Annotated in this window: 23 protein-coding genes; 10 read left to right on the forward strand and 13 right to left on the reverse strand. The window is 71.1% G+C overall.

The genetic code is table 11. From position 1 onward, the window contains the following. The first annotated feature begins 5 nt into the window (after positions 1–5). Genes ACQEVJ_RS00345 through ACQEVJ_RS00355 form a run of 3 tightly spaced genes read left to right on the forward strand, consistent with a single transcriptional unit; the run spans position 6 to position 2,596 of the window. Positions 6–509, forward strand: a complete 504-nt coding sequence (locus ACQEVJ_RS00345; protein ID WP_433095914.1) for a GNAT family N-acetyltransferase — start codon at positions 6–8, stop codon at positions 507–509. Further along, a complete protein-coding gene (locus ACQEVJ_RS00350) occupies positions 506–1,096 on the forward strand; it encodes a TetR/AcrR family transcriptional regulator (RefSeq protein WP_433095916.1) in 591 nt (196 codons plus the stop codon). Before ACQEVJ_RS00345 ends, ACQEVJ_RS00350 begins: the two co-directional genes overlap by 4 nt. Continuing rightward, positions 1,097–2,596 (forward strand): DUF7059 domain-containing protein, encoded by a 1,500-nt coding sequence (locus tag ACQEVJ_RS00355; protein WP_433112492.1) that lies wholly within the window; start codon positions 1,097–1,099, stop codon positions 2,594–2,596. 259 nt (positions 2,597–2,855) lie between these two features. On the opposite strand, the gene ACQEVJ_RS00360 is transcribed toward ACQEVJ_RS00355, so the two are convergent. After that, entirely contained in the window at positions 2,856–5,840 is a 2,985-nt protein-coding gene (locus ACQEVJ_RS00360) for an AfsR/SARP family transcriptional regulator (protein WP_433095918.1), read from the reverse strand. 226 nt (positions 5,841–6,066) lie between these two features. Between ACQEVJ_RS00360 and ACQEVJ_RS00365 the strand changes: the two genes are divergently transcribed. Beyond that, the gene (locus tag ACQEVJ_RS00365; RefSeq protein ID WP_433095920.1) at positions 6,067–6,609 is read left to right on the forward strand and encodes a hypothetical protein; all 543 of its coding nucleotides are present in this window, start codon (positions 6,067–6,069) and stop codon (positions 6,607–6,609) included. An 89-nt stretch (positions 6,610–6,698) separates the two neighbouring features. On the opposite strand, the gene ACQEVJ_RS00370 is transcribed toward ACQEVJ_RS00365, so the two are convergent. Then, complete coding sequence (locus tag ACQEVJ_RS00370) at positions 6,699–7,355, reverse strand: GNAT family N-acetyltransferase (RefSeq protein WP_433095922.1); 657 nt, start codon at positions 7,353–7,355, stop codon at positions 6,699–6,701. A 101-nt stretch (positions 7,356–7,456) separates the two neighbouring features. Continuing rightward, positions 7,457–9,103 (reverse strand): FAD-dependent oxidoreductase, encoded by a 1,647-nt coding sequence (locus tag ACQEVJ_RS00375; RefSeq protein WP_433095924.1) that lies wholly within the window; start codon positions 9,101–9,103, stop codon positions 7,457–7,459. Positions 9,104–9,175: 72 nt separating this feature from the next. Here ACQEVJ_RS00375 and ACQEVJ_RS00380 point away from each other — a divergent pair, with 72 nt between their 5' ends. The 4 genes from ACQEVJ_RS00380 (at position 9,176) to ACQEVJ_RS00395 (ending at position 13,959) form a co-directional block, all read left to right on the forward strand. Then, positions 9,176–9,805 (forward strand): TetR/AcrR family transcriptional regulator, encoded by a 630-nt coding sequence (locus tag ACQEVJ_RS00380; protein ID WP_433095926.1) that lies wholly within the window; start codon positions 9,176–9,178, stop codon positions 9,803–9,805. A 131-nt stretch (positions 9,806–9,936) separates the two neighbouring features. Then, positions 9,937–12,033, forward strand: a complete 2,097-nt coding sequence (locus tag ACQEVJ_RS00385; protein ID WP_433095928.1) for a DUF222 domain-containing protein — start codon at positions 9,937–9,939, stop codon at positions 12,031–12,033. A gap of 143 nt (positions 12,034–12,176) precedes the next feature. Then, positions 12,177–12,935 carry a glucose 1-dehydrogenase gene (locus ACQEVJ_RS00390; protein ID WP_433095930.1) on the forward strand — a complete coding sequence of 253 codons (759 nt, stop codon included), beginning with the start codon at positions 12,177–12,179 and terminating at the stop codon, positions 12,933–12,935. Between the two features lie 16 nt (positions 12,936–12,951). After that, positions 12,952–13,959 (forward strand): LLM class flavin-dependent oxidoreductase, encoded by a 1,008-nt coding sequence (locus tag ACQEVJ_RS00395; RefSeq protein ID WP_433095932.1) that lies wholly within the window; start codon positions 12,952–12,954, stop codon positions 13,957–13,959. A 51-nt stretch (positions 13,960–14,010) separates the two neighbouring features. Here ACQEVJ_RS00395 and ACQEVJ_RS00400 read toward each other — a convergent pair whose 3' ends face one another. From ACQEVJ_RS00400 to ACQEVJ_RS00435, 8 genes are all read right to left on the reverse strand, one after another. Continuing rightward, positions 14,011–14,397, reverse strand: a complete 387-nt coding sequence (locus ACQEVJ_RS00400) for an SCO5389 family protein (RefSeq protein ID WP_433095934.1) — start codon at positions 14,395–14,397, stop codon at positions 14,011–14,013. A 97-nt stretch (positions 14,398–14,494) separates the two neighbouring features. After that, on the reverse strand, positions 14,495–15,457 hold the full coding sequence (locus ACQEVJ_RS00405; RefSeq protein WP_433095936.1) for an ATP-binding protein: 963 nt from the start codon (positions 15,455–15,457) through the stop codon (positions 14,495–14,497). Between the two features lie 98 nt (positions 15,458–15,555). Continuing rightward, positions 15,556–17,049 carry a serine/threonine-protein kinase gene (locus tag ACQEVJ_RS00410; RefSeq protein ID WP_433095938.1) on the reverse strand — a complete coding sequence of 498 codons (1,494 nt, stop codon included), beginning with the start codon at positions 17,047–17,049 and terminating at the stop codon, positions 15,556–15,558. Between the two features lie 63 nt (positions 17,050–17,112). Continuing rightward, positions 17,113–17,505 (reverse strand): RrF2 family transcriptional regulator, encoded by a 393-nt coding sequence (locus ACQEVJ_RS00415; RefSeq protein WP_139575537.1) that lies wholly within the window; start codon positions 17,503–17,505, stop codon positions 17,113–17,115. Between the two features lie 18 nt (positions 17,506–17,523). Next, the gene (locus tag ACQEVJ_RS00420) at positions 17,524–18,486 is read right to left on the reverse strand and encodes a sulfate/molybdate ABC transporter ATP-binding protein (RefSeq protein ID WP_433095941.1); all 963 of its coding nucleotides are present in this window, start codon (positions 18,484–18,486) and stop codon (positions 17,524–17,526) included. Further along, positions 18,476–19,273, reverse strand: coding sequence for a sulfate ABC transporter permease (locus tag ACQEVJ_RS00425; protein WP_433095943.1), 798 nt, complete (start codon positions 19,271–19,273; stop codon positions 18,476–18,478). Before ACQEVJ_RS00425 ends, ACQEVJ_RS00420 begins: the two co-directional genes overlap by 11 nt. Then, complete coding sequence (gene cysT / locus ACQEVJ_RS00430) at positions 19,266–20,078, reverse strand: sulfate ABC transporter permease subunit CysT (RefSeq protein ID WP_433095945.1); 813 nt, start codon at positions 20,076–20,078, stop codon at positions 19,266–19,268. Before cysT ends, ACQEVJ_RS00425 begins: the two co-directional genes overlap by 8 nt. Next, positions 20,075–21,094, reverse strand: coding sequence for a sulfate ABC transporter substrate-binding protein (locus ACQEVJ_RS00435; protein ID WP_433095947.1), 1,020 nt, complete (start codon positions 21,092–21,094; stop codon positions 20,075–20,077). The genes cysT and ACQEVJ_RS00435 overlap by 4 nt, the downstream gene beginning before the upstream one ends. A gap of 216 nt (positions 21,095–21,310) precedes the next feature. Between ACQEVJ_RS00435 and ACQEVJ_RS00440 the strand changes: the two genes are divergently transcribed. Then, positions 21,311–22,315 (forward strand): hypothetical protein, encoded by a 1,005-nt coding sequence (locus tag ACQEVJ_RS00440; protein WP_433095949.1) that lies wholly within the window; start codon positions 21,311–21,313, stop codon positions 22,313–22,315. A 26-nt stretch (positions 22,316–22,341) separates the two neighbouring features. Here the strand turns inward: ACQEVJ_RS00440 and ACQEVJ_RS00445 are convergent, their stop codons facing one another. Next, the gene (locus ACQEVJ_RS00445) at positions 22,342–23,757 is read right to left on the reverse strand and encodes an LCP family protein (RefSeq protein ID WP_433095951.1); all 1,416 of its coding nucleotides are present in this window, start codon (positions 23,755–23,757) and stop codon (positions 22,342–22,344) included. Between the two features lie 200 nt (positions 23,758–23,957). Between ACQEVJ_RS00445 and ACQEVJ_RS00450 the strand changes: the two genes are divergently transcribed. Beyond that, on the forward strand, positions 23,958–24,458 hold the full coding sequence (locus ACQEVJ_RS00450; protein WP_433095953.1) for a hypothetical protein: 501 nt from the start codon (positions 23,958–23,960) through the stop codon (positions 24,456–24,458). Between the two features lie 3 nt (positions 24,459–24,461). Here ACQEVJ_RS00450 and ACQEVJ_RS00455 read toward each other — a convergent pair whose 3' ends face one another. Beyond that, the gene (locus ACQEVJ_RS00455) at positions 24,462–25,475 is read right to left on the reverse strand and encodes a LacI family DNA-binding transcriptional regulator (RefSeq protein ID WP_433095955.1); all 1,014 of its coding nucleotides are present in this window, start codon (positions 25,473–25,475) and stop codon (positions 24,462–24,464) included. Positions 25,476–25,698: the final 223 nt, after the last annotated feature.

A 25,698-nucleotide genomic window follows, 5' to 3' on the forward strand; every position in this document is an offset into this window, starting at 1 on the left:
CTCAGGTGAGGCCCATTGTGGACGTCCGTGCGGCACGTCCGGGCGACGACGAGGAGCGGGTGCGGCTCTTCCTGGAGGGCCTGTCGCAGGCGACGCTGACGAACCGCTTCTTCGTCGGCCAGGGCCGGCCGAGCGCGAGCCTGATCCGCGCGATGGTCGCGCGCGACGACCGGCGGGACGCGCTGCTCGCGCTGCACGGCGACGCCGTGATCGGGCACGCCATGAGCCACCTGGTGGAGGGCGAGGTGGAGATCGCGGTCGTGGTGGACGACCGGTGGCAGAACCTCGGCGTGGGGTCGCGGCTCGTGCGCACCCTCCTGCGGCGGGCGTCCGTACGCGGCGCGGTCGTCGTCGGCATGGACGTCATGACGGAGAACCGGCGGGTTCTGTCCATGGTGCGCAGGGCCTGGCCCTCTGCCACAATCGACACGCAGGGCACATCCGTCGAGATCAAAGCCGACCTCCCATTTGCAGAACAAGGTTCTGTTGGTTCACCATTGACTATGTGAAGAACGCGAAGAGCGGGCGAGACGGCAGGGCCAGGATCATCGAGGGCGCCCTGCGCAGGTTCAGCCAGAGCGGGGTGTCGGCCACCACCCTGGCCAGCCTTCGGCAGGAGAGCGGCGTCAGCGTCGGCAGCTTCTATCACCACTTCACGAGCAAGGAACACGTCTTCGGCGTGCTCTACGCCGAGATCCTGGACCTGTACCAGGACGCCTTCGTCAGTGAGCTCGTCCGCCACGAGGACGCCCGCGCCGGCATCGAGGCCATCGTCGCGATACACATGGCCTGGTGCGGCGAGCACCCCGAGCGCGCCCGCCTGCTGATCAGCGAGCGCCCGCCCCGGCGCAACGAGCCCGGCGGGCCGGAGGTCGCCGAGTCGAGGCGCGAGTTCTTCCGGCAGGTCTCCGACTGGTGGCGGCCGCACATGAAGGACGGCGTGCTCCGCCCCGTCCCCGCCACCATGTGCTACGTGTTGTGGCTCGGCCCGGCGCAGGAGATGTGCCGCCTGTGGTTCAGCGGCGCCCACCAGCCCACCCAGGAGGAGATCCGCGAGCTGGGCGAGGCCGCCTGGAACAGCCTGAAGATGCCGTAGATTCGATCTGTGGACGCCCCTTCTGACCTGGTCCGGCGGCTTCGCGGGAGATTCGTGGAGACCGGATACACGATCGACGGCGTGCGTGAGCGGCTGGGCGATATGGCCGCCTCCGCCCTGGCGCGTGAGGAGATCGTGCCCGCGCTGCGCGCCACCAGGGACGCCGACCCCCTCGCCGCGCTGATCCGCCTGTGGTGGCTGGGCGCCCCGGTCAGCATGGCCGCCGCCGACCTCCCGCTGCAGGAGCTCATCGAGGCCGGGCTGCTGGTGCGCCTGGGCGACTCCGTGCAGGCCACCGTGCACCTCCAGCCCTGGGACACCGGAACGGGCGACCCGGCGTACGTGGTGTCCGACCGCAAGGTGCGGCCCGGCGACCCCTCCCTGCGGCCCGACCACGTGGTGGGAGCGGGCGGCGCCTCGGCCAACCTCGCCCAGCTCGGCTGGACCGCGCCGGTCGGCCGGGCGCTCGACCTCGGCACGGGCTGCGGCGTGCAGGTGCTGCACCTGGCGCCCAGGGCGGAGCACGTCGTCGCGACCGACGTGAACCGCAGGGCGCTGCGGCTGGCCCGCCTCAGCTGGGGCCTTTCCGGCGTGACCGGCGTCGAGGCGCGCGAGGGCTCGACGTACGACCCGGTGGACGGCGAGCGGTTCGACCTCGTGGTGTCCAACCCGCCGTTCGTCATCGCGCCCGAGGCCAGGTACACCTACCGGGAGGCCGGGCGGCGCGGCGACGAGTTCTGCCGCGACCTCGTACGGCGCACGCCTCGGCACCTCGCCCAGGGCGGCCAGGCGCGCTTCCTCGCCAACTGGCTGCACGTCAAGGGCGAGGACTGGCAGGACAGGGTGGGCGGCTGGCTCGCGGAGACCGGCTGCGACGGCTGGGCCGTGCAGCGCGACGTGCAGGACCCGGCCGAGTACGTCGAGCTGTGGCTGCGGGACTCCGCGGAACACGGCACGTCGGCCTACCGGGAGCGTTACGACGAGTGGCTCGGCTGGTTCGAGTCGATGGACGTGACCGGCGTCGGCTTCGGCTGGATCGCCCTGCACGACTCCGGCTCGCTGAGCCCGCTCGTGCGGGTGGAGGAGATGACGCAGCCGGTCGAGCCGCCGTCCGGCGCGCTGGTCGGGGAGGTCCTGCGCGCGGCGCGCACCGCCCACGAACTGTCCGACGAGGACCTGCTCGACGCGCGCCTGAAGGTGGCCGAGGGCGTCGTGGAGGAGCGCGTCGGCCCTCCCGGCGCCGACGATCCCTCCCGCATCGTCCTGCGGCAGACCCGGGGCGCGCGCCGTACGGTCGCCGTGGGGACGGTGGAGGCGGCCCTGGCCGGGGTGTGCGACGGCGACCTGCCCACGCGCCCGCTGCTCGCCGCGATCGCCGAGCTGACCGGCGAGGACCCGGCCGCGGTGCTCCGTGAGGCCCCCGCGGCGCTGCGCCCGCTGATCGCCGAGGGCTTTCTCGACGTCACAACCACGGTTGCCACGGTTGCAAGTCTCCGTTGATCGGAGTTTGAACGTCGCGGGCGACAGTGGTCCTGCGCGGGCTTCGGGGGGGTTCGAAGCCCGAGCGGAAGCCCGGCCGGTCGTCAACGTGAGGCGGCGTGTCGTCACGAGGCGCACCGGAAGGATCCGGGCCCCTGCGCGCCCCAGTGGCGACGGGCGGCCGGCCGGGCGGTCGACGCCCTGCATGAGATGGGACCACGAGTCAGAATCGGTGATCGATGTGATCAACCACGTCCGGATGAGCCGGCTCGACGACGACCTACGTCTCGACCTGTTCGCGCAGGAGCGCACGGATGTCGTCGGCCTCGGGAGAGCCGAGCCGGGTGAAGATGTCGAGGGCCTTGACCAGGGCCTCCCTGCCCCGGCCGGTCTGCCCGAGGCCCGCGAGGGCCTTGCCGAGGGCGGCGAGTGACTGCGCCTCGCCGTACGGGTGGGTGATCTCCCGGCTCACGGTCAGCGCCTGCTCGGCGTGCCGGGCGGCCTCGGCGAACCGCCCGGCGGCGATGAAGGTGGCGGCGAGCCGGTAGCAGACCCGCTGCTCCCAGACCCGCTGGTTGCTCGCACGGAAGAAGGCCAGGCACTCGGCGTGGTGGACGACGGCCTCGTTGAGCCGCCCGACGTGCGACAGCACGTTGCCGAGGTGGTAGCGGGCGCGGGCCATCCCGGCGCCGCTGCCGATCTCGGAGAAGACCGCCAGCCCGCGCTCGGCCGCGGCGATGGCGTCGTCCGGCCGCCCGAGGCCCAGGTGGTCGCGGGCGGAGTAGCACGACGCCAGTGCCTCGCCCGCGGGGTTGCCCGTCTCCCGGTGGACCGCCGTGGCCCGGTCGAACCATTCGAGCGCCTCGGTGTGGCGGCGTCGGCGGCCGGCGACGACCGCCAGCGCGTTGCACGTCTCGCCCAGCACGATGTGGTCGCCGGTCTCCTCGCCCAGCGTCCGCGCGGCGAGGAAGTGGGCCTCGGCCTCGGCCAGCCGGTTCGCGCCGAACAACACCCGGCCCAGGACGTAGCGGCAGCGCAACTCGCCGCGCCGCTCGCCGGCCCGGTGTGTCGCCGTCAGCAGGGTCGAGGTGCGGTGCTCGAACTCGCGCTGGTTGGTGCCCGACTCCAGCAGCGGCTCCAAAGCCAGCAGCAGGTCGGCCGCCGCGAGCAGGTCCCCGCCCGACTCGCACGCCTGGGCCACGGCCCCGAACATGTCCTCGGCCTCCGCCGACAGCCACGCCACGGCCTCGTCGGCGGAGGAGAAGGAATGGCCGCGCACGCCCAGGTCGGTGAGGTTGTCGGCGATGGCGCTGCCCTCGTACGCCAGCCGGTGGGCCGCGCCCGCCGACGCCAGGTAGAAGCCCAGCAGCCGCCGCAGGGCGAGCGCGCGGGCCGCGGGCTCCTCGGCGTCCTCCGCCTGCCGCCGGGCGAACAGCTTGAGCAGGTCGTGGAAGCGGTAGCGGCCCGGCGCGGGCGCCTCCAGCAGGCTGGCGTCGACCAGCGACTCGATCACGTCCTCGGCCTCGGCCGGGGTGAGGTCGAGCACGGCCGCCGCCGCGAAGACCGAGATGCCCGAGCCCGCCGGCAGTGACAGCAGCCGGAACGCCCGCGCCTGCCGGGCGTCGAGCTGGCCGTACCCGAGGGCGAACGTCGCCGAGACCGCCAGGTTGCCGATCTTCATCTCGTCGAGGCGGCGGCGCTCGTCGGCGAGCCGGGGGACGAGCGAGGCCACCGTCCAGGACGGGCGGGAGGCGAGCCTGGCCGCGACGATCCGCACGGCCAGCGGCAGGAAGCCGCAGGCGGCGACCACGTCCATGGCTGCGGCCCGTTCGGCCGCCACCCTCTCGGGGCCCGCGACCGCCGCGAGCAGCGACAGCGCCTCCTCGGGCTCCATCACGTCGAGGTCGACGAGCCGGGCCGCGGGCAGGTCGGCCAGCTTGCCCCGGCTGGTGATGATCGCGGCGCAGCCGGCCGAGCCGGGCAGCAGGTGCTCGACCTGCTCGGCGTCGCGGGCGTTGTCGAGCAGCACCAGCATCCTGCGCTCGGCCAGCAGCGAACGGAACAGCGCGGAGCGCTCGGCCAGGCCGTCGGGGATCACGTCCATCGGGATGCCGAGGGCGCGCAGGAACGCGACCAGCGCCGTCTCAGGCGCGGTGGGCTCGGCGCCGTATCCCCGCAGGTCGGCGTAGAGCTGGCCGTCGGGGAACAGGTCCTCGGCGAGGTGGGCCACGTGGACGGCCAGGGTCGTCTTGCCCACGCCGCCGATGCCCGACATCGCCGCGACCGGCACGCCCTCTCCCGCCCCTTCTCCCCGCAGCAGCGCGAGCAGCCTCTGCACCAGGCCGGTACGTCCGGTGAAGTCGGATACGGCCGCCGGGAGCTGCGCCGGTCTCGGCATCTCGATCGCGGGGCCGGTCTCGGCCGTCGCGGCGTCATCGTGGACGTCCGGAGGCGAGAGCCGTACGGGAGGGGGTGCGGGGGCGAGAGAGAGGTCGGCGGCGAGGATGCGCCGGTGGAGGTCGGCCAGCTCGGCCCCGGGCTCGATGCCGAGCTCCTCCACGAGCGCCTGCCGGGTCTCGGTGAAGACCGACAGGGCCTCGGCCTGCCTGCCGCAGCGGTAGTAGGCCAGCATGAGCTGGGCGCGCAACCGCTCGCGCAGCGGGTGTTCGGCGGCGAGCGCGACCAGCTCGGAGACGATCTCCGCGTGCCGGCCCAGCTCCAGGTCGAGCTCTATGAGTGTCTCGACCGCGCTCATCCGGCGCTCGGCCAGCCGGTCGCGCTGGTGCTCGGCGTACGGGCCGACGGCGCCGGCCAGCGGCTCGCCCGACCACAGGCGCAGAGCCCCGCGCAGCCGCCGGGCGGCCTCCCCGGCCCGGCCCGTACGGCGGTCGGACTCGGCGGCGGCGCACTCGCGCTCGAAGACGGCGAGGTCGAAGCGGGCGGGGTCGAGCCGCAGCGCGTACCCCCTGCCCACGGAAGTCAGCAGCCGCGGCGGGGTCCTCGGGGAACGGTCCGGCTCCAGGACGGTGCGCAGGCGGGAGACATAGGTGCGCAGCGCGCCGAGCGCGCGCGGGGGCGCGTCCTCGCCCCACACGCCGTCGATCATCTCGTCCGGCGTGACCGCGTGCCCCTCCCGCAGCAGGAGCATCGCGAGAATGGAGCGTTGCAAGGGCGTGCCGAGGTCGAGCTCGGCGCCGTCACGCCATGCCAGGACGGGTCCCAGCACGGCGAAGCGCAGGCCGTCGGCGGCGGCGTGATCAGGCATGTGACCTGTCTCCCAATGGCAAGATTTCCGACCAAATGATAGATCGTGTCGCGCGGCGGCAGTAGGACCGAGCACGCTGGTTCAGCGTGCGTTCAGGTGCTTGAAAGCAGCCTGCAAACCACGGTGAGAGCGCTGAAAGCAGGTTGCAGGCGGGTGGGCCTATCACTGAGGTGCAACCCCGAGAGCACCCCGCATCGGGGGATCGTCCTCGAACAGGAGAACCGAAATGCGACGCTCCATCACCCTCGGTCTCGCCGCAGCCACCGCCGTCGCCGCCCTCGGGCTGCCGGCCCTCGCGACCGCCGCCAACGCCGCCCCCACCTCCACCGCCTCCACCGCCTCCGCCCCCCACCACCACGACTGGGACTACGACGGCTGGTGGGGCACCTACTGGTCGTCCAACCACCTCGCCAAGGCCAAGGGCTACGTCGACGTGAACTACGACGACGAGGAGTCGAACCGGGTCCACATCACCGGCAAGCTCTGGGACAACGACCACCGCACCTACGGCCAGGGCGGCAAGTGCGCGTACATCCAGTTCCGCGTGTCGTCCTGGGACGACAGCGAGGACGACTGGTCCTCCAGCGTCAAGTGGTACAAGTACTGCGGCGCCGGCGGCTACAAGCAGATCAACTTCTGGCGCTACGACGTCGCCCAGGTGCAGGCGAAGGTCTGCCAGATCGGTCAGTACAGCAGCTTCCCCGTCAAGTGCGGCTCCTGGCACGACATCTACAACGCCTACGAGGACGACTTCGGCTACGACGTCTGATGACCGTCCCCCCTTCAGCACCCCATCGCATGACGCGGCCCGTCCCTTCCGGGACGGGCCGCTCTTCTCTGTGGGTCTCTACGGGCTGATCACGCTGCTTCCGATGCCGCTTCCAGGAGACCCAGCCTCACGCGGAGACGATCGCGTACGGCGGGCCATTCGGGACTCAGAATCGAGTAGTACGCGGTATCTCGGACCGTGTCGTCGGCGCCTCGGCTGTCCGCTCGTCGCACACCGTCGAGGTGCGCGCCGAGGGCCTCGATGGCGACCCGGGATCGGGTGTTGCGTACGTCTGCCTTGAGGGTGATCCGGTGAACCTGCCAGGTCTCGAAGGCCAGGGAGAGCATCAGATACTTGCTCTCCCGGTTGACACCGGTGCCCTGGGCCGACGCGGCGAGCCAGGTGTACCCGATGTCCGCGACGGACGGGACCTCGCCCACCGCGCCCTTCGTACCCGGTGGCCAGGGCATCGGGCCCTGCCAGTACTCCAGGTTCATCAGACGGGTGGCACCGACCACGCGGTCGGTGTGCAGCCACCGGATGGCGAAGGGCAGCGTGCGGCCCTCCGCCTGCTCAGCCAAGGCGGCCTCCACATAGGAGGCCATCTCATCCCGGCCAGCGGGAACGCGAGTGAAGGCGTACGTCGAACGGTCTTCACTCGCCGCGGCGACGAGGTCGTCGAGCACCGCGAGGCTGAGCGGTTCCAGGCGCACGGAGCGCCCGGACAGGGTGACAAAAGCGGGCATGAGCACATGATGAGGGCTGCTGACCACGGCTGATACCAAATGACACGAGACATCTTGGCGGGGGATGGGTTAAGGGGTGTACCTGGAGGAGAAATCGCAGGTCAGAGCCTTGATCTGGGTCTCGTGTGACGGGCGGCCAGGGTAAAGATTTGGCCAAAGACCCACGATGCCCGGCGAACCGTTCGGCGGAGGGCGGCGGGGACGTCCGCGGGCGCGCCGAACCAGGTCTCCAGGGCGTCCGCGACCCCTTCGGCATCGGGGTCGTGCGGGTCCCCCGCCCAGGCGACGATGCCGTCCGGGCGTACGAGAAGCGCGCCGGGAGCGTGCGGGTCGCGTATCGCCGTCGTGACGGTGGTGACCCGGTCTCCGTAGCCGTCCACGGCCGTGCCGCCGAGTCTGGATCCGCTCTGGCGGACGAGCAGGCCCCGTCCATGGTGGAGGTGATCGGCGAGCCGTGAGCCGTCCTCGAACTCGTAGTCGGGCGCACTGCGTCCCACCAGGGGGTGCCCGCTGTCACCGGGCATGTCGTACCGCTGCCAGACGCCCGAGATCTTCTTCACGAAGTAGGTGGTGCCGGTGACCGTCTCGATCAGGTCGGCGACCACCGACCGCGCCGCCCGCGCGTGGGCGTCGGGACGCATCAGGGCGATCTGGGCGCGCGTCCAGTCGAGCACCCACGCGCCGATCGGGTGCCGCTCCCGCGTGTAGGTGTCGAGAAGCCCTTCCGGAGCCTGCCCTCGGACGACGGCCGCGAGCTTCCAGCCGAGGTTCACGGCGTCGCCCAGCCCCAGGTTCAGGCCCTGGCCGCCGAAGGGCGAGTGGACGTGCGCGGCGTCGCCGGCCAGCAGCACCCGGCCGAGCCGGTAGGTCGCCGCCTGCCGGGCGTTGTCCGTGAACCGGGTGGCCGTCCTGATCTCCTTGACGACCACGTCGGCGCCCGTGACATACCTGACCGAGTCCTGCAGTTCCTCCGGGGTCACCGGCGCGGTCCTGTCGGCCCCGCTGCGTGCGACGCCGTCGAAGCGCGCGACGAGGACGCGGCCCGGCACCGGCCCGTGGGAGTAGACCCCCGTGGGCGTGGCCTGCCAGCCCACGCCCAGGTGTTCGGTGCCCTCCATCTCCGCGACGGCCTGGTAGGCGGTGATCTCCGGGTCCGTCCCGGGGAAATCGAAGCCGGCCAGTTTGCGTACCGTGCTCCTGCCTCCGTCGCAGCCCACCAGCCAGCGGCCCTGCACCGGGCCGTCGGTCGTGGTAACCGTGACCCGCTCGCCGTCGTCGGCGAAGCCGGTCACCTCCACACCGCGCCGCACCTCGACTCCCAGCTCGGCCGCGCGTACGGCGAGGATCTCTTCGAGCTGCTGCTGCGACACCAGGCCGATCTCGGCGGCCGGTCCACGGCCGGACAGGTCCGGGTCGTCGGCGTCCAGCCGTTCGGCGCTCAGCATCATCCCGGCGAAGTGGCCGGCGAACCTGGGCGGGATTCGGCGTGGCCCTTCGGCCGGGGTCCGCCCACGCATGAAGGCGGCCATCAGTTCCAGCGTCCGGTCGTGGGCCTCCTTGAGCGCGGGCAGCAGGCCGCGCCGGTAGAGCGCCTCCACGCTGGGCGTGTTCAGCGCTCCCGCCTTGATCGTCTGGTCGATCTCGGTCAGCCGTTCGAGCACCACGACCGACGCCCCGCCCAGTCGCAGTTCGCAGGCCAGCATCAGGCCGACCGGCCCTCCGCCGGCCACGACGACGTCGTACGACATTCGCCCTCCCCGTAGTTACTGTTGCTATAAACTTACTGTCGCTAAAAGTTTTTAGCAACTAGAGTGAGGTAGGTGACGGAGACCTTGGGGCTGCGGGAGCGGAAGAAGCGGCAGACGCGCTCGCTCATCTCGGACGTGGCCTCGGGCCTGTTCATCCAGCGCGGGTTCGACAACGTCACGGTCGCCGAGGTCGCCGAGGCGGCCGGAGTCTCGACCAAGACCGTCTTCAACTACTTTCCCCGCAAGGAGGACCTGTTCCTCGATCGCTTCCCCGAGGCGGTCGAACTGGTCACCCGGGCCGTACGGGGACGCGCCGAGGGGGAGAGCCCTCTCGCCGCGCTGCGCCGGCTGTTCCTCGGCCTGCTGGAAGAAGGTCATCCGCTCGGCGGCATCAGCCCGAGATATCAGGTGTTCTGGCAGGTGGTCCTGGACTCGCCCGCGCTCAGGGCCCGGGTGAGGGAACTGGTCGAGGAGTTCGAGGGCGTGCTCGCCGCCCTGTTCGCCGAGGCGGCCGGAGCCGGCCCCGCCGAGCCGGCCCCGAAGCTCGCCGCCGCCCTGGTGGTCGCCGCCTATCGCGCCGTTTACCTCACCAGCGTCGGCAGGATCCGCGCCGGTGATCCCGGGCAGGACGTGCTCGCCGACCACATCGCCCTGCTCGACCGCGCTTTGGAAGCCGTCGAACGCGCCGTCGCCGCCTTCTGAGTGGCCGCCGACGCTATTGCCCCCTTTTCCGGGTTGACCTGCTGCTCCAACTATTCGCTTCCGGCGGCTTGCTGGGGGTGGTGAGGGCTGAAAGAATTCATACAGGTTTTCGAATTCGTCGAGGGGGTGTCATGGATCTGTTCGACTCGGATTCTGACCACCCTCGTCGTTCGAATAGCTCTGACGACTGGTGGGACCGGTTGACCTCCGGTTCGCCGTTGTGGTCGGCTGAGGGTTCGCTCGCCCGGGAGCATTTTCCGATCAGCGACCCTGAGCCGCCGCAGCGGGCGGACCAGGACACGAGTGACGCCCCGACCGGTGCCGACAGCGCAGACAGCCCGGGTGTGGATGCCGCCGGTGTGGGTGATCGCCGAGCGCGGTCGTCGTGGGTGCTGGTGGGTTCTGTTCGTGAGTCGGCGCAGGCGTTGGCGCTGGCGCCGCTTCCTGATGATGCGGACGTCTGTCTTGCCGAGGCCGAGGATTTGATGTTCGCGCGGGATCGGATCACCTCCGCGTTGGCGGATCGGGTGGGGCGGGTGCATCGGGCGGGGCAGGCCAGGCAGCATGGGCATGCCTCCACCCGCAGCTGGTTGCGTACCGCCGGGGGGATGAGCGTGCCCGGTGCGGGTCGCCTGCTGACCTTGGCCGTGGAGTTGGCGCGTCTGCCCCGGGTGCGGGAGCGGTTCGCCGCCGGGCAGTTGGCGGCGGGGGTGGTGGAGGCGATCTGCGCCGCCACCGCGCAGTTGACCGACGAGCAGGCCGACGTGGCCGAGCCGATTTTGCTGGAACTGGCGGACAAGGCGGGCCCGGCGGAGGTGGCCAAGGCCGGCCGCTACCTGCGCGCCGTGCTGGACCCTGATGGTGAGGACCGTGATGAGCAGGCCGACTACGGGCGGCGTTTCCTGAGGGTCCGCCCGACCGGGGGCGGCGGGCTGGAAGGGGAGTTCTACCTGCCCCGCGAGGCGGCAGCCCGGCTGCGCAGCCTGTTGGACGCCTACGCCAAGCCGAAGGCTGAGGGGGATGACCGGCCGCCGCGGGTGCGCAACGCGGATGCGTTCATCGCGTTCCTGGAGCAGAAGATCGCCACCGAGCTCCTGGTCCTGGTCAACGCCGAATCCCTCCCCACCGACCCTGTCACCGGCCACCCCGACCACCCGGAAGACACCGGCCCCAGCGACACCGGCCCCAGCGACACAGAGCCCAGCGACGCCGAAGACACGGGCGACTGCGCCCCCAGCGACACCGGAAGCGCCGACGCCGCCTGCGATGTGAGCACCGGCTCTGCTGAGGGCGACGACGCCGCGCCCGCAGAGGGCGAGGACTGCGACCGTGGTGCGGGCCAAACGGAAGCGACGGACGCCAGCCGCGCGTCAGCATGGCTCGCGCGCGGCGGCAGCGGGCAGTCGCACACAGCGCATCCGCGCTCAGAGCATCCGGATCCCCCTCCCGAGGATCCACCTGGACATCACGCCCGCGCCGGGCATCAGCCTGCGGGGGACTGCCGGCATGCGCAGGGCACACCTGAGGACCACGGCGACGTGCACGGTGGCCAGTGCCGCCATGAGCCGGACTGCGATGAGCAGGGCCGGGCTCAGCAGGACGCGGCGGATGGCCGGGGCACCTGCGGGTGCGGCGGTAGAGCGCGGTGCTCGGCCGGAGCGCCGGGGACATCGGGAACGGTGCCGGGCGAGCGGGGACCGGAGCCGGGGAGGCCACCGGGAACAGCGCCAGGGACGACGCCAGGGACGAGGCCAGGGACGAGGCCAGGGACGACGCCAGGAGCGCTGCCCGGGACAGCACCAGGGCCGTTGCTGGGGACGGCGCCGGGGCTGTTGCTGGCGACCGGGCAGATGCTGCCCGTCTCCGGCGTGCACCGGATGGCCCGCACCTCCACCCTGGTGCGTCTGGTGATGGACGCCGACGGGCAGGTGCTGGACATGGGCCGCAAGGTCCGCCTGGCCACCCCCGCCCAACGACGGGCCGTCTTCGCCCGCTACGCCACCTGCTGGATCGACGGCTGCCCCCTGCCCGCCACCATGTGCCAGATCGACCACGCCGACAACTGGAGCACCGGCGGGCTGACCGACCTGAAGCTGCTCGGCCCGGCCTGCCAGTTCCACAACCGCGACCGCTACCGCCACCCCGACCGCTACACCCGCCACAAGGTGGGCACCGACCGCTGGGCCTTTACCTACCACTCGGCTCACACCAGGCGATTGCGGATCTAAGGGAGTATGCGCCGACACGCCGCACGACCGGGATGGCGGCGGCCTGTGACATGGCTGATCTGTGGCATGGCTGCTCTGTGCTGTGGCAGTGAGGATGACTCGGAGTAAGTTGCTGTGATCGAATCCGGGTGAGGAGGCTGGCGATGTCACGGTTCATCGGGAAGTTCGCGGTGGTCACCGGTGCGGCGCGGGGGATCGGTGCGGCGATCGCACGTCGGCTGGCCGCGGAGGGCGCGGCGGTGGCCTGCGTGGACCTCACCTCGGAGCGGTGTGCCTCGATCGTGGACGAGATCACCGTCACCGGGGGCAGGGCGGTCGCGTTCGGCTGCGACGTCTCCGACAGCGCTCAGGTCGAGGCGCTGGTGTCGGGGGTGATAGCCGAGTTCGGACGGATCGACGTGCTGGTGAACAACGCCGGGCTGACCCGCGACAACCTGCTGTTCCGTATGTCTGAGGAAGACTGGGACAAGGTCGTCGACGTGAACCTCAAGAGCGTCTTCCTCATGAGCCAGGCCGTCCAGAAGCACATGGTGGAGCAGCGGTCGGGAGCGATCGTCAACCTGTCGAGCCGGTCGGCGCTGGGAAACCGGGGGCAGGCCAACTACTCGGCGGCCAAGGCGGGCATCCAGGGGCTCACCGCGACCATGGCGATCGAACTGGGCCCCTTCGGAGTCCGGGTGAACGCGGTCGCGCCCGGGTACGTCGCGACGCCGATGACGGAGGCGACGGCGGTGCGACTGGGAGTGACCCCGGAGGAGCACCAGGCCACGATGGCGCAGGCCGTGCCGTTGCGGCGGGTCGGCCAGCCGACCGAGATCGCGTCAGTGGTGGCGTTCTTCGCCTCCGACGACGCGTCGTACGTCACCGGCCAGACGCTCTACGTCAACGGCGGCTCTCGATAGGGACGCGGCCGCAAGCATGAGGATCGGGGTCTTCCTCGTCGCGGCGGGCTTCCCGGGCATGGCGCCCGGGGACGTGCTGCGCGGCACGGTGGAGGCGATCGAGGCCGCCGAACGGGCCGGGTTCGACGACGCCTGGATCGCCGAGCACCACTTCATGTCGTACGGCGTCTGCCCGTCGGCGCTGACGCTGGCGGCCGTGGCACTGGGCCGGACCTCGCGGATCACGGTGGGGACGGCGGTCAGCGTGCTGTCCGCCCAGCATCCGGTCGCGCTGGCGGAGCAGGCGGCGATCCTCCATCACGTGTCGGACGGCAGGTTCCGGCTCGGTGTGGGCCGTGGGGGTCCGTGGCTGGAACTGGAGGTCTTCGGCACCGGGACGGCGAGATATGAGCGGGGCTTCCCCGAATCGCTCGACCTGCTGTGCGCGGCACTGGCCGGTGAGTCGGCCGGTGAGTCGGTGGCGGCGGACGGCGAGTTCTTCCGCTTCCGGGAGGTCACGATGGTTCCGCAGGCCCGGATGTCGCCGGTCGTCGCCTGCACGTCGGACGGCACGGTCAGGCTCGCCGCCGAACGGGGGCTGCCCATGCTCCTCGGCATGCACGTCGGCGACGAGGAGAAGGCGGAGACGATCGCCGCCTACGAGGCGTACGCGGCGGGCCCGGCGGTGCACATCGGCGCCGCGCTCGCTCACGTGGCGGACACCACCGAGCAGGCCGTGCGGGAGATGCGGGATTCGCTGCCGCGCTGGCTCGGGCCGGGACTGGCCGGGTATGTCCCCGTGGACGGCCGGCCACCACCGCGGCGGAACATACCGGAGTACGTGGACCTGCTGTGCCGGATCCATCCGGTGGGCTCGGCGGAGCACTGCGTGGAGAAGATCACCACCACGGCGGCGCAAACCGGGCTGCGACACCTCATCCTGATGGTCGAGGGAGCCGGAGACCGTGTTCGGACGCTGGAGAACATCGCCCGCCTCGGCGCGGAGGTGCTGCCAGCCGTGCGGCGAGGGCTGGGGGCGGCGTGAACCGGAGCGCCGCCCCCAGCCGAAGAAACCGGCCCGATCAAGCCGACATGGTCAGCAGTCGACCAGTTCCGGGCTCTGGTTCAGGATCTGCGCGCGAGGCGTGACGAACTCCCGGTAGGCCTCGGTGGCCTCCGGGCGGAACACGGCGACGCGGTGGCAGTTCTGGAAGGCCAGCCGTACGCCGAAGTGCCTTTCGAGGGCGCCGCGCATCGCGTCGCTGGCCAGGCAGCGCAGCAACTGACCGCGAGCGGCTTCGTCGGGCGGCGGCACCTGGTTGTCGGCGAAGTCGGCGCCGGACCGGTCCCGCCGCTCGACCAGCGCGGTGATCGTCGTCCAGGCATACGGCAGCGAGTCGCGGACGCAGGCGACGAAGGCCGCGTCGTCCACCTCACCGGCGCGGGCCTGGTCGAGCAGGTCGTTGGACACTGACAGCGACATGGGCTTGTTCTCCTCTCGGCGTCTGCTCAGAGAGCGGGGACGCAGTTGACAGTAGATCGAACGCGCCGGGCCTCCATCTGGCGCGGAGGCGACACGTTCATGGGGCGGCGACGGCCGGGCCGTACACGAAGCCGGGGTCGATCTGCGCGACCAGGTCCCGTCCCGTCGCCCGGTTGGCCCACGCACGGGCGTTCCTGATGTGGAACTCGGCCGCCTGCCTGCCGAACTTCGGCCAGTCCTTGGGCTGCGTGTCGAGCCGGTCGAGCATGGTGGCGAGGGCCAGGTGGCCGGCGGGCTCCAGGTCGTCGAGCGTGAACGGCCGGCCCTGCTCCATGCCGCGGATGGCGGGGGAGTGGCCGAACCAGGTCAGCAGGTCGTCTCCGACGTGCTCGCGGAGGAAGTCGACGTCCTCCGGCGAGTGGACCTTGTTGCCCACGACCGCGATCTCGACGTCGAACCCGGCGGCGTGGTCGCGGTACTGCCGGTAGACGCTCACGCCCTGGCGGGTCGGCTCCGCGACCAGGAAGGTGAGGTCGAAGCGGGTGAACAACCCGGAGGCGAAGGAATCCGCCCCGGCGGTCATGTCCACCACGACGTACTCGCCGGGGCCGTCGACCAGATGGTTGAGATAGAGCTCCACCGCGCCGAGCTTGGAGTGGTAGCAGGCGACGCCGAGGTCGTCCTCCTCGAACGGGCCGGTGACCATGAGCGAGACGCCCTCGACATGCCGGGAAGGGAAGAACGGGTCGTCCAGCCGGATCAGCCGCGAGCCGCGCCCGGGCGGGGTCGTCTTGACCATGGACGCCGCGTCGCGGATCAGTGGATTGTCGCCGCGCAGGTAGTCCTTGATCTCGGTCAGCATCCCGCCAAGCGGTGGCGGGTGCTCGGCCGCGTCTGCATCCGCATCCGCATCCGCAGCCAGGCCCAGGGCCAGGCCGAGGTGCTGGTTGATGTCGGCGTCGATGGCGACGACCGGCCCCCGCCGCGTCGCGTACCTCGCGAACAGCGAAGACAGCGTGGTCTTGCCGCTTCCGCCCTTGCCGACGAACGCCACTCGCATGAAGGCCCCCCGATCCAAATGAACAGGTCAAAATGAAAACCGTTGTCACTTTCACTTGTGCGTCATCATGACACACTCGAGGAGAGCGCGGGCGGATTTCAGGCCGCGGCGGGCGTCGGGACGATCGACGGCGGCTGGAAGAGCGAGAGCACCTTGACGAGCGTGGGCCGCAATGTGTCCCAGTCGGCGGCGGGGGCGGTCCAGGTGAGCACGCTCGTCGTCGTGCCGGTGGAGATCACCCGGCGATACTGGTGATACTCCACTCCCTTGGCCAGGTGGTCCCGCGCCGACGCCTTGCGCGGGGTCCAGGTGAACTCCCAGTCGGCGGACGGGCCGTGCTCGCCGGTCACGGCCCTGAGGCGAAGCTTGCGATAGGTCTTGGCGACCGGACGGAGGATCTCCTCCGCCTCGCCAAGCGCCGCCAGGGGATCGGTGCCGCGCTGCGCGGTCACCTCGACCGTGAACGCCGCCCCACCGTCTCGCGAGCGCCACGAGGTCGAGTAAGGCCTCTCCTCGCGGGTCCAGTCGCGGGGCACCCCGGCCCGCCATCCGGCGTCGGACGTGTGCCACTTCAGCTTCAGCCGCCGGGCGGACGCCGACGGGGAGACCGGGACCGGCGTCGCCGGAGAGGTGACCGCCTCGGCCGAGGTCCCGGCCGAGGTCCCGGCCGAGGCCCGGCTTTCCCCTCCGGACCGCAGCACCGCCCAACCCCCCAGAACACAGGCGACCAACACGGCCGCCGCGATCCCAGTAATGAGACGAGCACGGCCGGGGCCCCGGCGTACGGGCCGAGGCGGGGCGGGCGGCTCGATCTCGGCGAGCAGGCGATCGGCGGTCTCCGCGTCGATCCGCCGCCTGGGCTCCCGGGCCAGCAGCCCGGTGAGCACCGCGCGCAGTTCCCCGGGCACATCCTCCAGCGGCCCCGCGCTCGTGGGCGGTTCGCCGGTGACGGCCAGGTGGAGGGTGGCGCCCAGCGACCACAGGTCGGCGGCGACCGTGCGCGGCCCGCCGGCGGCCCGTTCCGGGGCGAGGTACGTCTCGGTGCCACGGCCGGCGGAAGGGCTGCCGGTCCCGGGCGTGCGGGCGAACGCCGGATCGGTGGCCGGCACCGACACGCCGAAGTCGGCGAGCAGCACCCGCCCGTCGTGCGCGAGGAGCACGTTGGCGGGCCGGACGTCGCCGTGCCGTACGCCGGCGGCGTGGGCGTGCGTGAGCGCGGACAGCACCGTGCGGGCGATCCGCGCGGCCTCGGCCGGAGGCAGCGGTCCGTCGCCGGAGACCACCCCGTCGAGCGAGCGCGAGGGGACCAGCTCCGTCACGATGTACGGGGTGTCGCCATCCTCGGCGACGTCGTAGACGGCGGCGATGTGCGGGTGGCGCAGCCGCTCGGCCTGGCGGGCCTCACGGGAGATCTGCTGGACGAGCCGCAGCCGCGCGGTCTCGCCCAGGTCCGGGGGCAGCAGGACCTCGCGGATCGCGACGGGCCGGTCGAGCAGCGTGTCGCGGCCCTCCCACACCAGCCCGGTGCGACCGTGGCCGAGGGCGCGGACCAGCCGGTATCGCCTGACGATGAGCTGCCCAGCAGTACCCATCCCGCCTGCCTCTACGCCACGGCACGTTCCACCTGAATGTGGAGTCTTCCACAAGTACCGGGATCAGAGGGGCGGAAGTGAACCGGTCGCGATGTGGGCGAGCGTGACCTCGGTGAGCGTCGCCTGCTCGTGGTCGCGCAGCGCCGTCCAGACGTCGCCGAGCGGCTCGGCGACCCCGTGGAACCCCTCGCTGTCCTGGGGCGCCCCCTCCATGATGAGGACGACGTCGGCGAGCGTGATCTGCTCGGCGGGCCGCGCGAGCCAGTAGCCGCCGTCAGGCCCGCGCTGGCTGTGGATGAGGCCGGCCCGCCGCATCTGCAGCAGGATGTTGTCGAGGAACCGCCGGGGAATGCGCTGGGCGGCCGCGATCCGCTCGGCCGGGACCGGCCCCGGCGCCGCCGCGGCCAGTTCGGCGGCGGCGCGCAGGGCGTACTGGGTCCGTACGGAAAGCCGCATGTTCTCACACTGCGTCTGTCACAGCGCGAGGGCCAGGGATCGGGCGCCGGGCGCGGGCCTGACATGCACGACGTCGCCCGGCCCGAACCCGAGCCGGTCGGCCTGTTCCCGCGTCACCTGGACCCACGCCTCGTGCCCGCCGATCTCCACTTCCACGCGCACCTCGAAGCCGAGCCGTACGACGCGGGAGACCACGGCGGGCGAGCCGCCCTCGACGGGATCCGGGCTGATCTCGATGTCGTGCGGGCGGACCAGACTGCCGCCGATCTCGGTGACCGGGCCCAGGAAGCGCATCACGAACGGGTTGGCCGGGTTGTCGTACACCTCGCCGGGGCTGCCGGCCTGCACGACCTCGCCCCCGGCCAGCACCACGATCGTGTCGGCGACCTCGATGGCCTCCTCCTGGTCGTGGGTGACGAACACGGTGGTGACGTGGACCTCGTCGTGCAGCCTGCGCAGCCACGTCCGCAGCTCCTTGCGCACCTGCGCGTCGAGGGCGCCGAACGGCTCGTCCAGCAGCAGCACCTGGGGCTCCACCGCGAGGGCCCGGGCCAGGGCCATGCGCTGGCGCTGGCCGCCCGACAGCTGGGACGGGTAGCGGTCGGCCAGTTTCTCCAGGTGGACCAGCTCCAGCAGCTCCATGACGCGTTTGCGGATCTCGTCCTTGGGCCGCTTGCGGATCTCCAGCCCGAAGGCCACGTTGCGGAAGACCGTGAGGTGCTTGAAGGCGGCGTAGTGCTGGAACACGAAGCCGACGTTGCGCCGCTGCGGGGACAGCCGGGTGGCGTCGACGCCGGAGATACGGACCGTGCCGGTGTCGGGCTGCTCCAGGCCGGCGATCACCCGCAGCAGCGTCGACTTCCCCCCGCCGCTCGGGCCGAGCAGGGCGGTGAGCGACCCTGCGGCGACGTCCAGCGACACGTCGTGCAGGACGGGCGTCGTCCCGAACGACTTGTTCACGTCGCGTACCTCAATTGCCATCAGACCGATCCTTCGGGCGCAGGAGCTTGGTGAGCAGCAGGGTGACCACGGCGATCAGGGCGAGGGCCGTCGCGGCGGCGAACGCGGCCGGCTGGTCGAAGTTCTGGAACCGCTCCTCGACGAACAGCGTCAGCGTCTGGGTCTGGTCCACGAGGCGGCCGGAGACCACCGCGACCGCGCCGTACTCGCCGAGCGAACGGGCCAGGCAGAGGACGACGCCGTAGCCGAGGGCCCAGCGGATGCCGGGGAGCGTGATGCGGACGAACGTCTGGAGGCGGCTCGCGCCCAGCGTGTGCGCGGCCTGCTCCTGCTCGTCGCCGAGCTCCTCCAGGACCGGCACGACGGCCCGCACGACGAGCGGCAGCGACACGAACACCGTGGCCAGCACCATGCCGGGGGTGGAGAAGATCACCTGGACTCCCCAGCTCTCCAGCAGGCCGCCGAAGGGGGAGAACCGACCGTACACGAGGATGAGCGCGAGCCCGACGACGACCGGCGAGACGGCCATCGGCAGGTCGATGAACGCGCCCAGCAGCCGCTTGCCCGGGAACTGGTGCCGGACGAGCAGGAGCGCGGCGCCGACCCCGAAGACCGTGTTGGCCAGGACCGCCCAGCCGGCGACCGTCAGCGTGACCTTGAAGGCGTGCAGCGCCGACGGGGAGGTCAGGGCCTCGGCGAACGGCCCGAGCCCGTCTCCGAAGGTCCGCCAGACGATCAGCCCCACCGGCAGCACCAGCAGGAACAGGACGTAGACGACGGCGACCACGCGTAGGACGTGCCTAGCCACGGCGGCTCCCCCAGCGCTGCAGGACGTCGAGCGTGATCAGCGCGACCAGGGCCACCACGAGCAGGACCGTCGAGATCGCTGCCGCGCCGGTGGTGTTGTCGCCCTCGATCTGGCTGAAGATGTTCACCGCCGCGACCTGCGTCTTGAACGGAAGGTTGCCCGAGATGAGCACGGTCGAGCCGAACTCGGCGATCGCCCGGGTGAAGGCGAGGGCGGTGCCGGACAGCATCGCGGGGATCAGGTTCGGCAGGATGACCCGGCGGAAGGTCTGCAACGGCCCCGCGCCGAGGGAGGCCGCCGCCTGCTCCATCTCCGTGTCGAGCTCCAGCAGGACCGGCTGCACCGTACGGACGACGAACGGCAGCGTGACGAACAGCAGTGCCAGCACGACTCCGGCCCTGCTGTAGGCCAGGTTGACCCCGAGCGGGGACTGTGGGCCGTACAACGCGAGCAGGACGAGACCGGCGACGATGGTCGGCAGCGCGAACGGCAGGTCGATGATCGTGTCGAGGACCGCCCGGCCGGGGAAGCGGTCGCGGACCAGCACCCAGGCGATGACCGTCCCGATGACCAGGTTGACCAGGGCGACGAGCACCGAGGCGCCGACGGTCAGGGTGAGCGCCGACCAGGCGTCGGGGGTGGTGACCGAGCGCCAGAAATACCCGGGCCCCTCGTCGGCCGAGCGCCAGACGACGGCGGCCAGGGGGATCAGCACGATCAGGCTCAGGTACAGCACCGCGGTGCCGAGGCCGGCGGCGGTGCCGCCGGCCGGGCGTCGGACAGGGCGTACGGTGATCGTGGTCACTTTTCGGTCGCCACACCGAGCTTGCGTTCGATCTCCGCGACCTTGCCGGTCTTCGAGTCGAAGAAGTCAGTCGTGATCTTGTCCCAGCCGCCGAGGTCCTGGATCGTGAACAGCTGCGGCGGGGTGGGCCAGTTGAAGCCGGTCACGCCGTCGGCGACCGGGCGGTAGCCGTTCTTGGCGAAGATGGTCTGGGCCTCGACCGAGTAGAGGTACTTCAGGAAGGCCGCGGCCTCCTCGGGGTGGGCGCTGTTCTTCGTCACGGCCACCGGGTTCTCGATGAGGAGCGTCGAGTCCGGAACCGTGTAGTCGATCTCCTGGTTGTTCTGCTGAGCGAAGATCGCCTCGTTCTCGTACGTGAGGATCGCGTCGCCCTTGCCGCCGGTGAAGGTCTGCAGCGACTTGCGGCCGCTGTCGTCCTGGACCGGCACGTTCTTGAGCAGCGCGTCCAGATAGGCGAGCCCGGCGGTCTGGTCGGCGCCCTTGTTCGACTTGGCGCCGTAGCCCGCGAGCAGGTTCCAGCGGGCGCCGCCGGAGGTGAACGGGTTGGGCGTGATGACCTCGACTCCGGGCTTGACGAGGTCGTCCCAGGTCTTGATGCCCTTCGGGTTGCCCTTGCGGGTGCCGATGACGACGACGGACTTGGTGAGGATCCCCTTGGTGGGACCGGTGTTCCAGTCCGGCGCGACGAGGCCGGCCTTCACGAGCCGGGTGATGTCGGTCTCCAGGGAGAACTCGACGATGTCCGCCTTAAGCCCGTTCGCCACGGCGCGGCTCTGGTCGCCGGACGCGCCGAACGACTGGGTGAAGGTGATGTTCTTGCCCTCGGGCGTCTTCTGGAACGCCTTGATGACGTCCTCGAACGCCGCCTGGGGGGTGGAGTAGGCGACCAGCGCCAACTGAACCTTGCCTCCGCCGCCGTTGCCCCCGCTGGCGTTGTCGTCTCCCCCGCAGGCGGTGACCAGGGTGGTCGTCGCCATGACGGCGGCTGCGATGGCCCCGAGCCTGCGCACTCTCATGCCTGTCCTCTATTCCTACCAAGTCAGTCGGTTTAGTCGATATTAAAGACCGTTCCACGATTCCCGTCAACCCCGATGGGTTTGCTGGGTTTGTTGCCGGAGTGACAAACCCGCTTCCAGTGATTGTTGTGAAATTTCCAGACAGGACGTGTCGACAAGTGCTAGGAACGTTCGCTATTGGGATACGGACCCAAGGCTCACCGAGGAAGGAACTTCATGCGCGACCCGGTCACCGAGGACGCCTACGAGCAGGACGACTCGTTCATCCGGCCGTACATCAGCGGCGAAGGCCAGTACGGCGGGGAGGGAGACCGGTTCTGGTCGGAGGAGCACGACGAGCAGGTTCTCGGCGCCACGCCGGGCGACCAGGGCGACGTGCTGTCGGAGGACTGGCGGCCGGACCAGCCCGCGCAGACCCCCGCCGACCACGCCGAGCAGGCTGACTACGCCGCTGGACGCACCGCTCGGCTCCGCTCCGAAGACCTGACGAGCGACGGGGACCTGACGAGCGACGGGGACCTGATGAGCGACGGCGACACCGATCCGCGCGGCTTCCTCGGCTCGGGCTGGCGCAGCGCCCCCGACCCGGACGAGGACGAGAACGAGGGTTCGCGGCGCGGCGGGATGCTGCTGCGGACCGGGCTGATCGCCGTCGGGGTTCTGGGGGCGATCTGGGCGCTGGCACTGTGGGTCGGGCAGCCCTCCGGAGCGGAGTGCGAGGGCGGGGCGGGCTGCGCCGCCGCGACGGCACCGGTCTCGCCGGCCTCCGACGGCGACGCCGCGGCCGGGGAGCCCACCGACGCGCCCACAGACGCAGTGCCCACAGACGCAGTGCCCACAGACGCAGTGCCCACCGACGCCGTGCCGAGCGACGCCCCCACCGACGCCCCCAGGGCCGAACCCACACGCACCCAGCCCGGCGCGTCCGGGACCTCGGCGCCGGTCGCGTCGTCCGCGCCCACACACACGGCCCGGTCCCGCGCGCAGGACCCCGCCCCCCGGACCACCGCCTCCCCGCGCCCGTCGCGGTCCCGGGTGCCGATCGACACGCAGGAGCAGGCTTCCGCCGGCGAGCACGCCGACGAGCGGGCCGGTGGAACGGCCTCGGGGACGGACACGGCGTCCGAGGAGCAGGCGGCCACGGCCCCCCAGACGGCCGCGCCCGCCCCCACCCAGGAGACGCCGCGCCGTGGCGGCGGCCTGTTCGGCTGGCTGTTCTAGAAGCCGGCTGTTCTGGAACTCGCGACTCAGGAAGCCGTGCAGCTGTCCTGAGTGGCGTCGAAGCCCTCCACGTCGTCGAGCGTCCTGGGGGGCTTCATTCCGTTCCAGTCGGCCCCGATCCCCAGCACGAGGGTCTGGGTGGTGGCCGTGCGCACCAGGCGGGAGCGCGCCTTCTTGAGCTCGCGATACAGCCGGGACGCCCGGCTCTCGCCGTTCTCCGAGTACGCGATGACGGTCTTGGCGTACGGCTTGGGCGCCTGCTCGACCTTGACGATGTGGTAGCCGCGCTGCTCCAGTTCGGCGGCCACCTGGGTGCCGAGCCCCTGCTGCCCGCTGCCGTTGCGCACCAGGATGTGGATCTGCGACTTGGGGATCTTCTGCTCGCCGCTCTTGACGTTCTTGGCGATCTGGTCGGCGGCGACCATCCTGAACAACCGCTGGGCCTGCGGCTGCACCCACTCGACCCGGCCGGGGTTCGTGACCGAGTAACGCCAGGGGGTGGTGACGAAGCGGATCTGCCCGGCCGTCAGGCCTTGCGCGCTCATCGCGAGGTCCTTCATCACGCCGATCGTGAGGTCGGGGTCGGTGGTGATCGACTTGGTCACCGCGTCGAGGAACCCGAACAGCGTCGCGGGGTTGGTCAGTGTCTCGCCGCTCATGGCCTTCTTGGCCATCGAGGCCAGGAACATCTGCTGGCGCTGGATCCGGCCGATGTCGGAGCCGTCGCCGAGCGAGTAGCGGGCACGGACGTATCCGAGCGCCTGCTCGCCCTTGAGGATCTGCCTGCCCGCTGGCAGGTCGAGCAGCGCCTTCTTGTCGTGGACGGCCTGCGGCAGACAGACCTGCACGCCGTCCAGCGCGTTCACCATCGCCTTGAAGCCGGTGAAGTCGACCTTCATGAAGTGGTCGATGCGGATGTCGGTGAGTCCCTCGATCGTCTTCCAGGTGCAGGCGATGCCGCCGGAGTTGAACGACTCGTTGATCATTCCCACGTGCGGACGCTGGCCCGGCAGGTTGCCCTTGGCCGGGCAGGAGGGGAGGCGGACGAGTGAGTCGCGCGGGAAGCTGATCAGCACCGCGCCGTCCCGGTTCGGGGAGATGTGCGCCACGATGATCGTGTCGGTGCGCTCGCCGGGGAACTTGCCGTATTTGGCGTTGGCGCCGTTGCGCTGGTCCGAGCCCACGATCAACACGTTGAGCGCCTTGCTGATCTTCTGTGGGCGTGCCTCGCCCCCGAGATCCTTCTGGGTCACCGCCTCGTGCTTGACGTTGCCGCTCAGCTTGACGTACCCGCCGACGGCGAACGTGGCGGCACCCGTGAGCACGCCCAGCGCTCCCGACAGCGTGACCCACAGCCATGCCCGCCACTTGGGCGGCGTCCGGGGCGGCGGCGCCTGGAGGTCCTCCGCCGGGGGCGCGGGGCGGACGTCGACGTGACCCACTGTCGTGCTCCTGAGGGTCGGACCAGGCGTTTCTCACCTGGTCGAAAGCCAGTAGCGGCAAACGGGGCCAAGTGTAGCGATCTCTCCTGAACGTCACCTTTCAAACGCCAAAGGCACTGCTTGGTAAGGACTCTGCAAGCGCCGATCAAGCCCGTCCGCCTATCCCTGTGACGTGCGAGAAATGCGGAGGGTTCAGAGCAATGTCGCGTAACGTCTTCGTCGTCGGCGCCAGCGCCGGCATCGTCCTGTTGTTCGCCGGGATCTACGGGATGGGCTCGATCTCCACCATGTCGTGGGGGTTGCCCGCCTTCATCGTCGGGATGTTCCTGCTGATCGGCGACGTCGTCATCCTGGCCACCAGGCTGGTCGGCGGCGGCGGCCCGTCCGGCGGCGTCTTCGGCCAGATGAAGAGCTTCCTGGGGACCGGCAACCAGGACCTCGTCGGCACCGGCCTGCCGGCCACCGCCCTGGTCGCGGGCATGCGGGACACGGGCACCATGGTGAACGACCAGGTCGTCGTCGCCTTCGACCTGCGGGTGCAGCCCGCCTCCGGCGCGCCGTACGTGGTCGCGCACCGGCAGATCCTCCCGCGGCTGTTGATGGGCGCCGTCCTGCCCGGCCGGACGGTCCAGGTGTGGACCGACCCCGCGGACCCGCAGCGTCTGGTGATCGACTGGTCCGCGCTCCCCTCCCAGGCCTGAGGTCTAGACGGGCGGCGCCGTGCTGCCGCGGGTGGTCAGGCGAGGGGCCTCGTCCTCCAGCGGACTGGCCTCCACGCCGTCGATCAGCGCGAGCAGCCGCTGCGCCGCGTGCCCGCCGTACGCGGGGATGTCGCGGGTGAGCACGGTCAGCGGCGGGCGGACGACCTGGCAGAGCGGGGAGTCGTCCCAGGCGACGACGGACAGGTCGGCCGGCACGTCGAGCCGCATCTCCTGGGCGACGGACAGGCCGGCCACGGCCATGATGTCGTTGTCGAAGACGATCGCCGTGGGCCGCTCGGGTGAGCTGAGCAGCCGCCGCGTGGCCCGCGCCCCCTCCTCGCCGGTGTAGTCGGTGTGCACGATCGGGCAGGCGTCCAGTCCGAGACCGGCGCAGACGTCGCCGAACGCCCGGTCGCGGATCGCGGTGTGCGACAGCCGGGGCAGTCCGGCGACGCGGGCGATCCGCCGATGCCCGAGCGCGACGAGATACTCCACCGTCTCGCGCACGGCCGCGCTGTCGTCGGCCCAGACCGGCACGAGCGATCCGGCGGCCGAGGGGTGCCCGAGCACGACGACGGGCATGCCCATCTCCTCCACCTGCGGCACGCGGGGGTCGTCGAGGTGGAGGTCGACGAGGATCGCGCCGTCCACCCGGCCCTCCCCCCACCAGCGGCGGTAGACGCCCATCTCGGCCTCGTGGTCGCCGACCACCTGGAGCAGCAGCGCGTACGAGCGGGCGGACAGCTCCGCCTCGATGCCGCTGATCAGCTCCATGAAGAACGGCTCGACGCCGAGGAACCGGGCGGGCCGGCACAGGGCGAGGCCCACGGCGTGCGCGCGGGCGCCGTTGAGCGCCCTGGCGGCGATGTTCGGCCGCCACCCGATCTCGTTCGCGATGGCCAGGATGCGGGCCCTGGTGGCTTCGGACACCCCCGGCTGGCCGTTCAGGGCGTACGAGACCGCGCCCTTGGAGACCCCCGCCTGGCGTGCGATGTCCGCGATGGTCGGTCTTCTCACGTGTCCCCTCGGCTGAACCGGTCCAGTGAACCTCACCTTACTACCGTTACTTTGCCTACATCTTCCCCTATTGACACCAGCGACATCCGGATTTTACGGTCTCGGTACTTATCCGGTTCAGCACCCAAGGCGCAGCGAGGCGATCGGTGCGGACCGCTGTTCATCGGGGCCTGGCAGGAGTGCGGACCCCGCGCGGTGTCGCGTGGGGGAAGGAGAGTCACCA

The sequence above is a fragment of the Microbispora sp. CA-102843 genome, from assembly GCF_050936215.1.
GTDB lineage: Bacteria > Actinomycetota > Actinomycetes > Streptosporangiales > Streptosporangiaceae > Microbispora.